The 12,557-nt window shown below is 70.5% G+C and carries 12 protein-coding genes and 2 pseudogenes; 7 read left to right on the forward strand and 7 right to left on the reverse strand.

All coding sequences use genetic code 11. The features are described from left to right. The 3 genes and pseudogenes from ACZ52J_RS32010 to ACZ52J_RS32020 form a co-directional block, all read left to right on the forward strand. Nucleotides 1-94, forward strand: a pseudogene (locus tag ACZ52J_RS32010) (ISAzo13-like element transposase-related protein); the annotation flags it as partial. Nucleotides 95-122: 28 nt separating this feature from the next. Continuing rightward, a pseudogene (locus ACZ52J_RS32015) lies at nucleotides 123-302 on the forward strand (serine/threonine-protein phosphatase); the annotation flags it as partial. A 430-nt stretch (nucleotides 303-732) separates the two neighbouring features. Next, entirely contained in the window at nucleotides 733-1,209 is a 477-nt protein-coding gene (locus ACZ52J_RS32020) for a DUF5994 family protein (RefSeq protein ID WP_465623722.1), read from the forward strand. A 277-nt stretch (nucleotides 1,210-1,486) separates the two neighbouring features. On the opposite strand, the gene ACZ52J_RS32025 is transcribed toward ACZ52J_RS32020, so the two are convergent. Together ACZ52J_RS32025 and ACZ52J_RS32030 are read right to left on the reverse strand one after the other, a co-directional pair. Beyond that, nucleotides 1,487-3,166 carry a serine/threonine-protein kinase gene (locus tag ACZ52J_RS32025; protein WP_465623723.1) on the reverse strand — a complete coding sequence of 560 codons (1,680 nt, stop codon included), beginning with the start codon at nucleotides 3,164-3,166 and terminating at the stop codon, nucleotides 1,487-1,489. Nucleotides 3,167-3,233: 67 nt separating this feature from the next. Next, nucleotides 3,234-4,865: an alpha/beta hydrolase gene (locus ACZ52J_RS32030; protein WP_465623725.1), complete on the reverse strand. Its 1,632-nt coding sequence runs from the start codon at nucleotides 4,863-4,865 to the stop codon at nucleotides 3,234-3,236. A gap of 325 nt (nucleotides 4,866-5,190) precedes the next feature. Between ACZ52J_RS32030 and ACZ52J_RS32035 the strand changes: the two genes are divergently transcribed. Beyond that, nucleotides 5,191-5,877: a response regulator transcription factor gene (locus ACZ52J_RS32035; RefSeq protein ID WP_396254328.1), complete on the forward strand. Its 687-nt coding sequence runs from the start codon at nucleotides 5,191-5,193 to the stop codon at nucleotides 5,875-5,877. After that, nucleotides 5,874-7,130: a sensor histidine kinase gene (locus tag ACZ52J_RS32040; protein WP_465623726.1), complete on the forward strand. Its 1,257-nt coding sequence runs from the start codon at nucleotides 5,874-5,876 to the stop codon at nucleotides 7,128-7,130. Before ACZ52J_RS32035 ends, ACZ52J_RS32040 begins: the two co-directional genes overlap by 4 nt. 1,279 nt (nucleotides 7,131-8,409) lie before the next feature. Here the strand turns inward: ACZ52J_RS32040 and ACZ52J_RS32045 are convergent. The 3 genes from ACZ52J_RS32045 to ACZ52J_RS32055 form a co-directional block, all read right to left on the reverse strand. Continuing rightward, complete coding sequence (locus ACZ52J_RS32045) at nucleotides 8,410-9,243, reverse strand: YhjD/YihY/BrkB family envelope integrity protein (RefSeq protein WP_097235667.1); 834 nt, start codon at nucleotides 9,241-9,243, stop codon at nucleotides 8,410-8,412. Nucleotides 9,244-9,353: 110 nt separating this feature from the next. Next, entirely contained in the window at nucleotides 9,354-9,527 is a 174-nt protein-coding gene (locus ACZ52J_RS32050) for a CsbD family protein (RefSeq protein ID WP_097235668.1), read from the reverse strand. A gap of 423 nt (nucleotides 9,528-9,950) precedes the next feature. Beyond that, a complete protein-coding gene (locus tag ACZ52J_RS32055; protein ID WP_465623728.1) occupies nucleotides 9,951-10,106 on the reverse strand; it encodes a hypothetical protein in 156 nt (51 codons plus the stop codon). A gap of 239 nt (nucleotides 10,107-10,345) precedes the next feature. Here ACZ52J_RS32055 and ACZ52J_RS32060 point away from each other — a divergent pair, with 239 nt between their 5' ends. Together ACZ52J_RS32060 and ACZ52J_RS32065 are read left to right on the forward strand one after the other, a co-directional pair. Beyond that, nucleotides 10,346-10,507: a YqaE/Pmp3 family membrane protein gene (locus ACZ52J_RS32060; RefSeq protein WP_179852711.1), complete on the forward strand. Its 162-nt coding sequence runs from the start codon at nucleotides 10,346-10,348 to the stop codon at nucleotides 10,505-10,507. 46 nt (nucleotides 10,508-10,553) lie between these two features. Continuing rightward, complete coding sequence (locus ACZ52J_RS32065) at nucleotides 10,554-11,576, forward strand: YihY/virulence factor BrkB family protein (RefSeq protein ID WP_465623730.1); 1,023 nt, start codon at nucleotides 10,554-10,556, stop codon at nucleotides 11,574-11,576. 291 nt (nucleotides 11,577-11,867) lie between these two features. Here ACZ52J_RS32065 and ACZ52J_RS32070 read toward each other — a convergent pair whose 3' ends face one another. Then, entirely contained in the window at nucleotides 11,868-12,038 is a 171-nt protein-coding gene (locus ACZ52J_RS32070) for a hypothetical protein (protein WP_465623731.1), read from the reverse strand. A 29-nt stretch (nucleotides 12,039-12,067) separates the two neighbouring features. Beyond that, nucleotides 12,068-12,424, reverse strand: coding sequence for a PRC-barrel domain-containing protein (locus ACZ52J_RS32075; RefSeq protein WP_465623826.1), 357 nt, complete (start codon nucleotides 12,422-12,424; stop codon nucleotides 12,068-12,070). Nucleotides 12,425-12,557: the final 133 nt, after the last annotated feature.

The raw sequence follows: 12,557 nt of genomic DNA on the forward strand, positions 1-12,557 counted from the left end.
TGCCCACGACTTTCCCGAGAAGGACGCCCAGAAGGCGGTCCCGTACGGGATCTACGACCTTGCCGCCGATGCCGGCTGGGTGTCGGTGGGCTGCGGCCGCCGTCGGCGACGCCAAGTAATTAATCGGCGGCTCCCTGGGTCGAAACGGGTTCGGTGAGCGGCTCCTGGGGAATCTGCTGGACCGGGCTCACGAGATGCCGTCCCAGCTCATCGCTCCGACGGTGGCCGAAGAAGTGCACGCGATCGGTGGCCGGGACGTCTCGATCCTCCTCCAGGACTACGGCCAAGTCATGCTGACGCCCCGCCGGCGATGAACACCCCGCAGGTCGCAGCCGCCGGAATCCTGGACCCCGCCTACAACGTCGCCGGTGACACCCTGGACTACACCTGCGATGGGCCGACGCCGGCCTCCTCGCCACGCCAGAACGGCGGGCGCCCCCTCGGCAGTGACCGGCCGCAGCCCTACCCGGCAACACAGTGCGCACACTCTGCGCCCATGCGTACATGCGTTGTTCGGACGTTTCCGGCGACTTCCCCCGGCCTCCGAGCCGGCCTTCACGAAGACGCAGGTCGACCAACGGCAACCCACCGACCGCCCCTGCTCACCCCGGATGCCGGGGCTGTGGCCGGAGTACGGTGGAAGAGCGCACCGTCCACGGCCTGCGGGCTACTGCGGTGCCCCGGCGGCAGCACGAGGCCGTCCTCGAACGAGCCCAGGGCAGGTGTTTCGACATGACCGCGACCTCCGATCCCGCCGCCGCCCAGCCACCGGGGCCGGAGCCGGCGGTCCGCCTCTCACTGACACCCGAGGGCGCCACGCGCGGCCGGCTGGACGGGGCCTGGTGGCCGCGCTCGCACGACCTCCTGCGCGAACTGCCCCCGCTGGCGACGGCACTGGACCCCACGTGGGGGAAGGTCACCCGTGTCACCGTGAATCCGATGCACTGGCCGGCCATCCCCCGGCGCGTCCCGGTCGCAGGCCATGTCATCCACGTCGGGTGGTTCGAACAGGAGCAGGACGCGGACGAGGTGATCGTGTGCTCCTTCACCCCTCTACGCCTGGAGCTCCTGGTGATTCCCCCGGAGGCCGAGGCCTCCGCCGCCGAGTGGCTGATGACAGCGGCGTCCGACCCGGCCAACACACGTACCGGCACCGACCTCCTGACAGCCGCGGGCGCGCCGACCGCAGACCCGCGGGCAGGCGGATGACAACGGCCGGCAGCGGACGACACCAAGTGGTTCACCGCCGGCCCCGACCCTGACTTCCCGCCGTCGGCTCCCGCACCCGGCGGCACCCCTGATCCGGCGGATAGGTGCGCGGACATCACCCCGGAATACGCCGCCGCGTGCCCGGATGAAGCCCGGCTCCTCGGCGCCGAGCAACCGATGACCGGAGCCGTCTCAGGACGGGAGCCTCCTCACCGCACACGCCCGCCGCGTTCGCGGCGCTCATGCTCCAGCGACGGCCGCCGGATGGGAGCGGAGGTCAGCTGTCGCTGCGGTAGTGGTCCATCGAGACCTTCACCGGGCCGTTGCCGGTCACGGAGATGACCCGCACGATCGCGATGGCGTGAGTGCTTCTCGATCGCACGCAGAAGGCTCGGCCGGCCGGCAGGTCACTGAAGTCGAGGGCCGTCGCCGGCTGCCGGTCGATGGCCGTCGAGCAATCGGCCGGGGTTGGCCGCCCGCTGGGGGTGATGGCGGCGTCGCTTCCCGTCGGGATCAGGAACTCGTTGGCGTTGTGCCCTACGGACCACTCGGTGGACTGCGCGGGGATCAACTTGCCGGTCTCGATGTCGAAGTCGTAGGAGTCGTCGGGTGCGGTCAGGATTGCATCGGTGTACGCCGCGGTGTACGTGGCCGGGCTCGCCGGGTCGGTCGGCCTCGGGCCGTCGGCCGCCGGTGCCGGCGTGTCCGGGCCGATGTCACCGGCCGTCGGGCTGTCGCCGGCCAATCCCGTGGCTGCGAGGATCCGGTCGAGCTTGTGGGACAGGAGCACGCCGCCGACCGTGCCACCGAGAGCCACCACCAACGCCGACAGCAGCAGTACCGTCTTCCAGGTCGCGCCCTTGCGGCAGGGCTTGCCCACCGCGGGTATCGCGGGAGCGGCGACGGTCGGCAGTGGGGGCGGAAGCAGAGCGGTCGGCACCTCGGGCAGGGGCTGCGCAGCGCCGTAGGAGCCGGGCGGGGCCTGGGCGGCGACGACGTCGGGGGAGAACGCGGCGGCCAAGTCCTGCGGCAGGTCGGAGCGGCGGGTGATGTCGGTGCTGACCTGAGTGGGCAGCCAGTCGTCAGCGAAGCGCAGCCCGCCGCCCGCAGCGGGGTGGTTGCGGGCGGCCTCGATGATCTCTGCGGGGGTCGGCCGGTCCTCGGGCTGCTTGGCCAGGCAGCGCAGCAGCAGCGCGTGCAGGTCGCCCGGGACACGGCCGAGATCCGGCTGCTCGTTCACCACCCGGTACAGCACCGTGGTCTCCGGTCCCTCGCCGAACGGCTGGGTGCCGCCGGCGGTGTACGCCGCCAGAGAACCCAGCGCGAAGACGTCCGTCGCGGGCGTGACCGGCCTGCCCAGGGCCTGCTCGGGCGCCATGAAGGCGGGCGAACCGATCCGGAAACCGGTGCCGGTCAGCGCGACGGCGTCGGCCGCGCGGGCGATGCCGAAGTCGATCACGCGCGGACCGTCGGCCGCGAGCAGCACGTTGGCGGGCTTGAGATCCCGGTGCACGACTCCGGCGCCGTGGATCGCCTGCAGCGCCTCCGCGATCCCGCCCATCAGCAGCAGGACCGTGCGCACCGGTAGCGCGCCGTGTTCCCGGACCACCTGTTGCAGCGACGGGCCCGGAACGTACGCGGTGGCCAGCCACGGCACGTCGTCGTCCGCGCCGGAGTCGATCACCTGGGCGGTGTACAGCCCATGGATCCGCCGGGCGTTGGTGACCTCCTGTGCGAAGCGCCCCCGGAACTCCGTGTCCTGCGCGAACTCCGGCCGGACCGTCTTGAGGGCCACGGGCCGGCCACCGGGGGTGTAGGACAGGTAGACCCGCCCCATGCCGCCTGCCCCGAGCCGGGCGTGCAACCGGTAGCCGCCTACTTCGGCCGGATCGTCGGGCTGCAGGGGCTGGTAAAGCGTTGACGCGGGCAAGGAGTCCAGGGACATGTCGATGGGCATGTGGAAGGTCTCCAGTGGTGCGAGCCGTGAGCGGGGGCGAGGGTGGCGCGACGGGAGTGCCGGCCGTTCAGCAGGCCGTGCCGCTCGGGACCGGCTTGAGGTCGATGAGGTAGGCGTCCACGGCGTCGTTGACGCAGGCGTTGCTGCGGCCGTAGGCGGTGTGGCCGGTCCCCTTGAAGGTGAGCAGCATACCGCCGGGCAGTTGGGCGGCGAGGCCCTGCGACCACTGGTAGGGCGTGGCCGGGTCGCCGGTGGTGCCGACGACCAGGGCCGGGGGCAGGCCCTTGGCGTTCACGCGGTGCGGCTGCTGGTGTCCGGCGGGCCAGTCCTTGCAGGTGAGTTCGGCGAGCACGGCGGAGGTGCCGAAGACTCCAGCCTCCTGGTTGGCGCGCTCCAGCAGGTCCCAGTAGGACTGCGGGTCCCTCGGGTGTGGCTGGTCGAGGCAGTTGACAGCGGTGATGGCGACGGAGGAGTTGTCGGGGGCCTGCTCCGGGGCGGTGTTCGGGTCGGATCCGGTGTCGGAGCTGTCACCCTGGGCGGACCGGACGTGCGTGGCGGATTTGCCGGATATACCGGGGCTGGCGATCTCGGCGAGTTTCGTCCCGTCGCCGCCCCGCGCGGCGCGCAGCGCCTCGGACAGGTCCTGCCACTGGGACTCGGGTGAGTACATCGACTTGGTGAGGGCGGCGAGCAGCATGTTCTGGTCGAGCCGCTCGGTGGTGCCCTTGATACGCAGCGGGTGCTTGGCCGTCCGCCGGTGCAGGTCGGTGATCACCTTGTGGATTCCGTCCGGGGTGGTGGCGGGGCAGGCGTCGTGGACCACGGTGGCGCACTGCCGAGCGTAGTCGTCCACCGACTTCCGGAAGGCTTTGCCCTGCTGGAGGGCGACCTCGGACCAGTCGAGCGAGGGGTCGACGGCGCCGTCGAGGACGAGCGCGCGGACCCGGTGCGGGAACAGTTCGCCGTAGACGGTGCCGAGGTAGGTGCCGTAGGACCAGCCGAGGTAGCTGAGCTTCTCGTCGCCGAGAGCCGCGCGCAGCACGTCCATGTCGCGGGCCGCGTCCAGCGTCCCGACGTGCGGCAGGATGGCTCCGCTGCGGGCCTTGCAGGAGGCAACCTGCTTCTCGGCGTCCGCGAGCGCGGCGCTGCGTTCGGCGGCGGTCTTCGGATACGCACTCGTCGAGGCGGAGTCGGATTCGGGCTGGTCCTGGTCGGCGGAGTCGGAGGAGCCGCAGTCGATGGCCGGCTTGCTGCCGGCCACGCCCCGCGGGTCGAAGCTGACGATGTCGAAGCGGGCGCGCGCCCGTTCGCTGAAGGAGGAGAGGCCGCCGGACTTCAGTTGCTCGACCCCGGATTCGCCCGGTCCGCCGGGGTTGAAGACCAGGGAGCCCATGCGCTGGGCGGGATCCGCCGTGGCGGACCTGGCCAGCGGTAGGGTGAAGGTCTGGCCGGTCTCCGGGTGCGCGTAGTCCACCGGGACGGTGAACGTGGCGCACTGCAGCTCGCCGCACGTGGTCCAGGTCGGCTTCTGCCGGTAGAAGGTCTGCAAAGCGCTCTGCTGCGCGGAATCGGTCGGCGCCGTGTCGGCGCCCTCCGCAGCCGTGTCCCCGGACGCCGGGATGCATCCGGCAAGTGCCGTGACGCCGAGTGCGGCCAAGGCCAGGATCAGGCCGGCACGCTTGCTCGTCGGGTGCTTCATGGGGGTACTCCAGAGGGACTTGGCAGGGTTGTTGCGCACGGCGCCCGCAGTGGTCAGCGGCACCGGCACCACCTCGGCGGCCCGGGGCGGCTGGGCCGAGGGCTCCATCCGCCGGGCCGCTGGCGGTCCCCGGGCGCGTGGGGGATCGCGCCCGGGGGTGTCTCACGGCGCCGCGTGCCGGTCCGCCCACGTATCTCCCGGGCGAACGGCCGCGCTGCTCGGCTCCTGCCGGTTCGCTCCGCTGTGACCTCACAGATGATTGCCGGGCGAAGCTGAGGATTTGATGAGGGCGGCCCGGGCCGCACATCGGGCTATCCTGACCGCCGTGCGAGTACTGGTGGCCGAAGACGACGATGACCTGCGGTTTGCCGTGTCCGCAGCACTGCGCAGCGAGGGGCTGGCCGTCGACGAGGTGGCCGATCTGCCGGCCGCCGACGAGGCGTTGTTCGTCACCGAATACGACTGCGCGGTGTTCGACCGGATGCTGCCCTCCGGGGACGCCGTCGAGTACGTGCGCGAGCTGCGCCGAGCCGGGCGGACCGTCCCGGTGCTGTTCCTCACCGCCCGGGACACGGTCGCCGACCGGGTCGAGGGGTTCGCCGTCGGCGGCGACGACTACCTGGTCAAACCGTTCGCGGTGCCCGAGCTGGCGGCCCGGGTGCACAGCCTGTGCCGACGGGCGGCCACCGTCCGGCCCCCGGTGCAGCACATCGCCGACCTGGAGATCGACACCGCCCGCCGCCAGGTGCACCGGGACGGCGTGCTGTTGATGCTGACCCGCAAGGAGTTCGCCGTACTGGAGTTGCTCGCGGCCCGGGCGGACCAGGCCGTACCCCGCGCCGACCTGATCGAGAAATGCTGGGACGAGATGACCGAGCCGAACTCCAACGTCGTCGAGGTGCTGGTCTCCCAGCTGCGCCGCAAGCTCGGCGACCCGCCGCTGATCCACACGGTCCGCGGGGTGGGCTACCGACTGGCGCCGCCCGGCAGCGGCGACGGCGGCCGAGGATGACGGCAGCGGCCCGGATCCGGCGGCTGCGCCGGCGACTCACCGCACTGTTCTCTCTCACCAGCGCGATCGGACTGATCGGCCTGGCGGCGTTCGCCATCCACACCGACGACAACTCCTGGAGCGACCGGCTCGACGACGCGCTCACCCTGCAGACCCGCCAGGCGATCCTGCTCCTGAGCTTCGACGACGACGGCCGGCTCGAAGCGCAGTCCCTGCAGGACGGGATGGAGACCGACTGCCCGCCGGTGACCGTGGTGACCGGTACGGCCGACCAGCCCACCGTTGCCTACACCCCGCGCAAGCCCTGCGTCCGAGCCCACACCGAGGACCTGGAAGCGGTGGCCGCGGAAGCAGTGCGAGAGGGATCGGCCGTCGTGGTCGACGCACGCAGCGACAACGGCCACCGGATCCGGCTACTCGCCGAGCCCTACGCGGGAGCCAACGGCCAGTCGACGGCCGGCGCGGTGGTCGCAGCCGACGACACCACCGGCGACCGGGCCGCGCACCGCAAACTGGCTCTGCTCCTGGTGGCCGGCTGTGCGGTCCTGGTCGCCCTGTCCGCCGTGGCCGGGCACCTGCTCTCCGGGCGGGCGATCCGGCCGGCGCTGACAGCGCTGCAACAACAGGAGGAGTTCCTCGCCGACGCCGCCCACGACCTGCGCACACCCACCGCATCGCTACGCGGCCTCGCGGAGACCGCGCTGCGCGACGACGAGCACCGCACCGCCGCGCTCGAACGGACCGTGCGCCTGGCGTCCCGGATGGGCGACCTGATCGACGGCCTGCTCACCCGGGCCCGGCTGATGGCCGGTGTCGGCACCCTGGCCAGCCAGCCGCTACGCCTGGACCAGCTCGTCGAGGTGGTCGTCGACGACATCGAAACCGGCGAGCACCACGTGAGCGTCCACACCGAACCGGTCGTCGTGGTCGCCGATCCCGACCTGCTCCGGCGGGCGGTGGCCAACCTGCTCGGCAACGCGCTCCTCCACGGCCATGCCCCGGGCCTGCCCGCAGAAGTCGACGTCACCGTGGCCGCCGACGGAACGGTGACCATCGACGACGCCGGCCCCGGCATCCCCCCGGCTCTCGCCGACTCCCTCTTCCAGCGCTTCCACAGCGGCTCCGGCTCCACCGGCCTCGGGCTGTCCATCGCCTCCTGGGTCGCCCACGCCCACAGCGGCACCCTCGACGTCGGCACCAACCCGCGCGGCGGCGCCCGCTTCACCCTCCGCCTCCCACCCCGGACGAAGTAGGCCAACCCCCGGCGATGCGCACGCCCACGATCGGTGCGCCGCCCCATCGACATGAGTGTGCGGTGCCGCTCGAGAAGCCGGGCCGCAGCGGCAGCCTGCCGCACGGGGCGGCCAATGGACGAACGCGACTGGAACCGCTGCCCTGTTGGACAGTTGTCACCACTGGAGCCCTGTCCGTCCGGGCATACCGTCGATACCGCCGCTGGCGGGTCCGGCTGAGACTCCCCCACGAGCACAACCGGACCCCTGGCCGGCGGCCGGGCCTGGACGCGACTCCCCCCACGGAGCAGCAACCGGGCCCTCATACTGTCCAACCAGCGACACGCAGCGTACATGCCATCTCCACGGAGCGCTACCGCGCACCCGGAGCCCGAGCTGGAGCACCGCCGGGAGGCTGATGCCGCCGATCGCGATCTCGCTGCTCGTGCAGGGACCTGCGCGCCCACGCGACGCCCGGCCAGGCCGTGCTCGCCCTCGCGGACGCCCTGGGCGACCGTGACACCAACGCCTATGCGACGGCCCTCCAGAGGTACTGACCGGCGGAAGCCAGCCCTCCGGCGAGAACGGCCGGCTCGCGGCACGTATGCGTCCTGGATCCCGTAAGCCGCGGCGGCGTGGAGACCTGCGTCCTCGTGGACGGCATGCCGGTGATCGCCGAAGCCTTCGACCGCGGCGTGGCACACAGCCCGGAACAGTTGCTCGGCACAGGCCAGCTCCAGGCGACCGAGGAGCCGAGGAGCCGAGGAGCCGAGGGAAGTACAACTCGCCGAAGCCTGGTGCACCGAGGGCTGCTGCGGCGCGCTGCACGTCACCATCATCCGGGACGGCGACACCGTGCTCTGGCACGACTGGCGCCGACCACCGGCCCCGAAGTCCGAACCACCCCTGCATGAACTGCCCGACCTCCGCTTCGACGCCGCCCAGTACGACGACTCCGTGGTTGAGGCCTAGCCTCGTAGCGGGCTGCTGACAAACCTCAACGGCATGCTTTCGTCGCTCCTGATGTCCACCCCCCGGAGTGCCAGCAGGTGGTGAACGAGCCTGCTCAGGTCGTCTCGACACACCTGCTGATGGACTTCCTCGCGGGAAGGCCTCTGGTTGATCTTGTGAACCGAACAGCTGCCGGCATGTCTGTTCCTGGAACCCAGCCGTGGCCGGCGGGATCCTTGCCGCGCGAGCAAGTGAGGCTGGGCGTGTGACAACCCGTGACATGGTTTCAGGTAGCAACAGCAGAAGCCCTACCTCACCGAGGTGAAGTTCGAGGTGGGATTTTCGGATCTCACCTTCGCCGTTTCAGCGCACGTGCCACGCGCGGGAGTTCTTCGTGGAGCAGCCGGCCGGTCAGTGCGCCGCCGTACACGACGGCGCCGACGCCGACGAGCCAGGACTGGATGACCAGGACGGTGCCGATCGGTCCGTAGGCGAGGGTGTTGGTGGCGATCAGCGGCGAGAAGACGAGCCGGGAGAAGAGTCTCAGGCCGAGCAGCCCGACGGTCGTGGCCACGGCGCCGGGCAGCAGGGCGCTCCATCGGACCCGTCCGCCGAGCAGCAACCGCTGTGACCACCAGAGGAACAGGGTGGCGCTCAGCACTGCGGCGAGGCCGCCGGCCGGGGTCTGCCGCCACAGGGTTGTGGTGGCGGACAGGAGGAGGAGCCCGATGAGGGCGGCGAGCCACACGAGGTGCCGCCACCTGGCCCACCAGCGGGCCGGTGGTAGGCCCCAGACCTTCTCGTAGGTGGTCTGCACCGCCGCCCCGAAAGAGAGGCCGAAGACGGCGAGGGCGGCGAGGCTGAACGCCGTCGTGGTCCGCAGTGTCTGGCCGGGCAGGGCGATCAGCTGCTCGACCTTCTTCCTGGAGGGCGCCGACACGCCGAGTCCTTCGCCCAGCCATTGTGCGAAGCCCTGTCCGTGCGCCGGATCGGCCGCTGAAATGACGATCAGCAGCGGCACGAGCGTAAGGAACCCGAGCGCCGCGAAGCCGAGCGACCGCTGCCACAGTTCGAGAGTGCTGCCCTGCCTCCATCCGCGTCCGGCCGGCGAACGGCGGACTATCCGGCGCAGTCGCCCGAACAGGGACGGACGGCCTTCGGCATCGGGAGACTGCATCGGCATGGATGCTGACTACCACGGTCGATGCCGTCGCCGAGCAAATGGCGCGGCCAGAGTGGAGTCGGGGCAGCGACGTGCCCCGCGCGCCACGGCGGGCCTGCGGGGCGCGGTGATCAGTGCTTGAAGGCGTCCTTGATCTTCGCTCCGGCCTGCTTGGTGTTGCCCTTGACCTGGTCACCGCGGCCTTCGGCCTGCAGGCGCCGGTTCCCGGTGACGCGGCCGACGGTCTTCTTGGCGCCGCCTTTGACCGCTTCGGCCTGGTGCGCGATCTTCTTGGCGATACTCATCGGGGCTGCCCTTCGAGGGTGGCGGGCGCTTCGGGGCGGTGGCCCGTCAGTGGTCTGCGCATGTGGTGGCGGCGATCTACCGGTGGGCGGCTCGGTGCCCGAACGGGTGCGTCCAGCTCCGATGACCGTCGCCGGGGCTGGGATGCGGGTCGTCTGGAGGTGAGTCGTTCCGTTGTGCGGCGGTCTCCGCGCGGGCGGTGTCGCGTTGGCCGATCAGGTCGTCGCGTTCCTTGCCGGCGGCGGTCTCCGCGCGGGCGGTGTGTCGCGTTGGCCGATCAGGTCGTCGCGCTCCCTGCCGGCGGCGGTCTCACGGCGGGACTCCTTGAGCCCGTGGCGTGCGGCGCGGCCCCGGCGAGAGGTGCGGCGCGCACCGGCCAGGAGCAGACTCAGTCCGAACATGGCCAGGGCCCCGACGATGATGCCCTACAGGAACAGCGTGCCGGTGGAGCCGGTGACGTGGTAGCCGAATACCTCGTACCCGCCTGTGAGCGCGTGTCCGCTGCCAGTGTTGGTGAGAATGCCCGCCACGCCGACGACTACCGCGGCGACCAGGATGATGAGCCCGATGATGATGATCATGGCGCGCTCCGGAAATTTTTGCTGCAGACCCACAGTTGAACCGCGCCGCCCGGGATACCAGCGCGAACAGGGACGGCAGGATCGACCGGGGTAGCCCATGCGCGCGGACACCCTGGGTTGTCCACCCACACGTACCCGCCGTTCCGGCTCGGCGCCTCCCCGCCGGGCGGCCGACGGTGAGACCATGAAAAAGCGGCTAACATGCCGCCGACCATCGCGCCTCGGAACGAGGAATGATCATGGTCAAGGTCCTTTTGGTGCTGTTGTGCCTGGTCCTGCCGTTCCTGGCAGTGCTGATCAAGGACGGGCCGAGTATCAAGGTGCTCTGGGCCTTCCTCCTTCAGTTGTGCGGCCACGTGCCCGGAGTGATCTACGGGATCTACCAGGTGGTCAAGGACTGAGGCCCCGTCCCCCAGCACAGGCACTCGACACGCCGGGTTGGCACCCATGTCACGACACGAGAACGAACACCGGACAGCTGACGAGAGCAGGCCCGCCACCGGTGGCGCCGGTCCGACTGAGAGTCCGACCGACCTGCCCAAGAGGTCATGGTGGGGCGTCCTGAAACGCACCACCAAGCAGTTCAAGGCCGACAGCCTCAGCGACGCGGCAGCCGCGCTCACCTACTACGGCCTGCTGGCGATCTTCCCCGCTCTGCTCGCCCTGGTGTCGATCCTGGGGCTGGTCGGCAGCTCCGCCACCAAGCCGCTGCTCGACCACATTCGCAACCTCGGCCCCGGATCCGCCCGCCAGATCCTCACCACCGTCGTGCAGCAACTCCAGAACGCCCAGGGCAAGGCAGGCATCGCACTGGCCATCGGGATCGCACTCGCCCTGTGGTCCGCCTCCGGCTACATCGCGGCCTTCATGCGCGCCGCCAACCACGTCTACGGCATAGACGAAGGCCGCCCACTCTGGAAGACCCTGCCCACACGACTCGTCCTGACCATCGTCCTCGTCGTACTCCTCGCCCTCACCGCTACCGGTGTCGTCTTCACCGGCACACTGGCCACCAAGACAGGGAAGATCCTCGGAATCAGCGAAAACGCCGTACAGGTCTGGGGCATCGCCAAATGGCCCGTCCTCGTCATCATCGTCATCGCGATGGTCACCCTGCTCTACTGGGCCGCCCCCAACGCCAAACGACCCAAGCTGCGCTGGATCCTCCCCGGGAGCCTGGTCGCCGTAGCCCTCTGGATCATCGCATCCGGCGCGTTCGCCCTCTACGTCGCCAACTTCGGCAGCCTCAACAGCACCTACGGCAGCATCGGAGCCGTGATCCTCTTCCTCCTCTGGCTCTGGTTCTCCAACCTCGCGATCCTGCTGGGCCTCGAGTTCAACTTCGAGCTGGAACGCGGACGAGCCATCGCAGCCGGCCACCCACCCGAGGAAGAGCCCCACCCCGAACCCCGCGACACCCGCAAACCACCGCCTGACACCCCACAAGATCACGACAGACCCAGTCGCTGACTCCCGCTTCTCCTCGCCGCCGGAAGAGGATGGGAGAGCGGGCCGGGGCAGGAGAGCGAGGAAGGGCTGGATCGGGTCCGAGGCCGCCACGATCGGGGTGGTGAAGGAGGTCGGGTGATGGCGTCCGAGGCGCGACGGGCAACTGCGGCATCCGCATTCTCGTCCAACGAGACGGAGGAAGGCCGGGACGCGGGGGCGGCGGCAGCCGGGCTGCATCCACGCGGCATGCCCGCACATGTGGGTGACAGAAGTTGCGGTCTTCCGCCGCACCGCGGCCGGGCAGGTGGTGGTTCAGCGCGTCGGGTGTCGGCCTGAGCGCCGGGACCAGCGGATGCCGGCGTAGGCCATGTCGGCGACGAAGAGAATGATCGCGATGACGAGGAGGAAAACCCATCCGTGGGCGACGGCGCCGATGATGCCCAGCACGATCGCGACGACAACCAGAGCCAGGATCAGGACCATGACGAGCCTCCTCGGCCGCATATGGGCGCTCAGCGGCGGGCGAGCTGCCGCTCGCCGCCGGCACCCTTCTGGTAGGCCAGGCCGTAGTGCTGGAAGACGGCGTCCTCGTCCTCGGCAGGCAGGATGTCATCCATGCCGATGGCAGGGCAGTCCCTCACGAGCGCCTTGTCGTAGGCAACCTTGAGATAGCCCGGTCCGACGCTCGCGTCGTTCAAGGGGACGAAGACCAGCCGGTGCCGGGTGGGCATGCCGATCTGGACGGTCGCCATGGCCGGCTCATCCGTGCTGGTGTCCACGTAGATCGCCTCCAGCGTCCCGATCTTGCTCCCGTCGGCATCGACGACGTCATGGGTACGCCACTCGCGGATGTCCCCTATCTGGATCATCATGGCTCCCTTCGCGCGGCCCGGTCCCCGGGCGCGGGCCTACCCGGACCGGCAGGCTCACCTGGCCCGTGTCGTGTGGCCTTGCAAGTTTCAGCGTGCCTCGGTCTGAGCGCCGAGGCCAACGAAAGCACCC

Source organism: Kitasatospora sp. NPDC034035, from assembly GCF_055575755.1.

Coding starts and splice junctions, on each gene's coding strand:
- ACZ52J_RS32020 (WP_465623722.1), top strand. CDS start 733: ATGACCGCGACCTCCGATCCCGCCGCCGCCCAGCCACCGGGGCCGGAG.
- ACZ52J_RS32025 (WP_465623723.1), bottom strand. CDS start 3,166: ATGCCCATCGACATGTCCCTGGACTCCTTGCCCGCGTCAACGCTTTAC.
- ACZ52J_RS32030 (WP_465623725.1), bottom strand. CDS start 4,865: ATGAAGCACCCGACGAGCAAGCGTGCCGGCCTGATCCTGGCCTTGGCC.
- ACZ52J_RS32040 (WP_465623726.1), top strand. CDS start 5,874: ATGACGGCAGCGGCCCGGATCCGGCGGCTGCGCCGGCGACTCACCGCA.
- ACZ52J_RS32045 (WP_097235667.1), bottom strand. CDS start 9,243: ATGCCGATGCAGTCTCCCGATGCCGAAGGCCGTCCGTCCCTGTTCGGG.
- ACZ52J_RS32050 (WP_097235668.1), bottom strand. CDS start 9,527: ATGAGTATCGCCAAGAAGATCGCGCACCAGGCCGAAGCGGTCAAAGGC.
- ACZ52J_RS32055 (WP_465623728.1), bottom strand. CDS start 10,106: ATGATCATCATCATCGGGCTCATCATCCTGGTCGCCGCGGTAGTCGTC.
- ACZ52J_RS32060 (WP_179852711.1), top strand. CDS start 10,346: ATGGTCAAGGTCCTTTTGGTGCTGTTGTGCCTGGTCCTGCCGTTCCTG.
- ACZ52J_RS32065 (WP_465623730.1), top strand. CDS start 10,554: ATGTCACGACACGAGAACGAACACCGGACAGCTGACGAGAGCAGGCCC.
- ACZ52J_RS32070 (WP_465623731.1), bottom strand. CDS start 12,038: ATGGTCCTGATCCTGGCTCTGGTTGTCGTCGCGATCGTGCTGGGCATC.
- ACZ52J_RS32075 (WP_465623826.1), bottom strand. CDS start 12,424: ATGATCCAGATAGGGGACATCCGCGAGTGGCGTACCCATGACGTCGTC.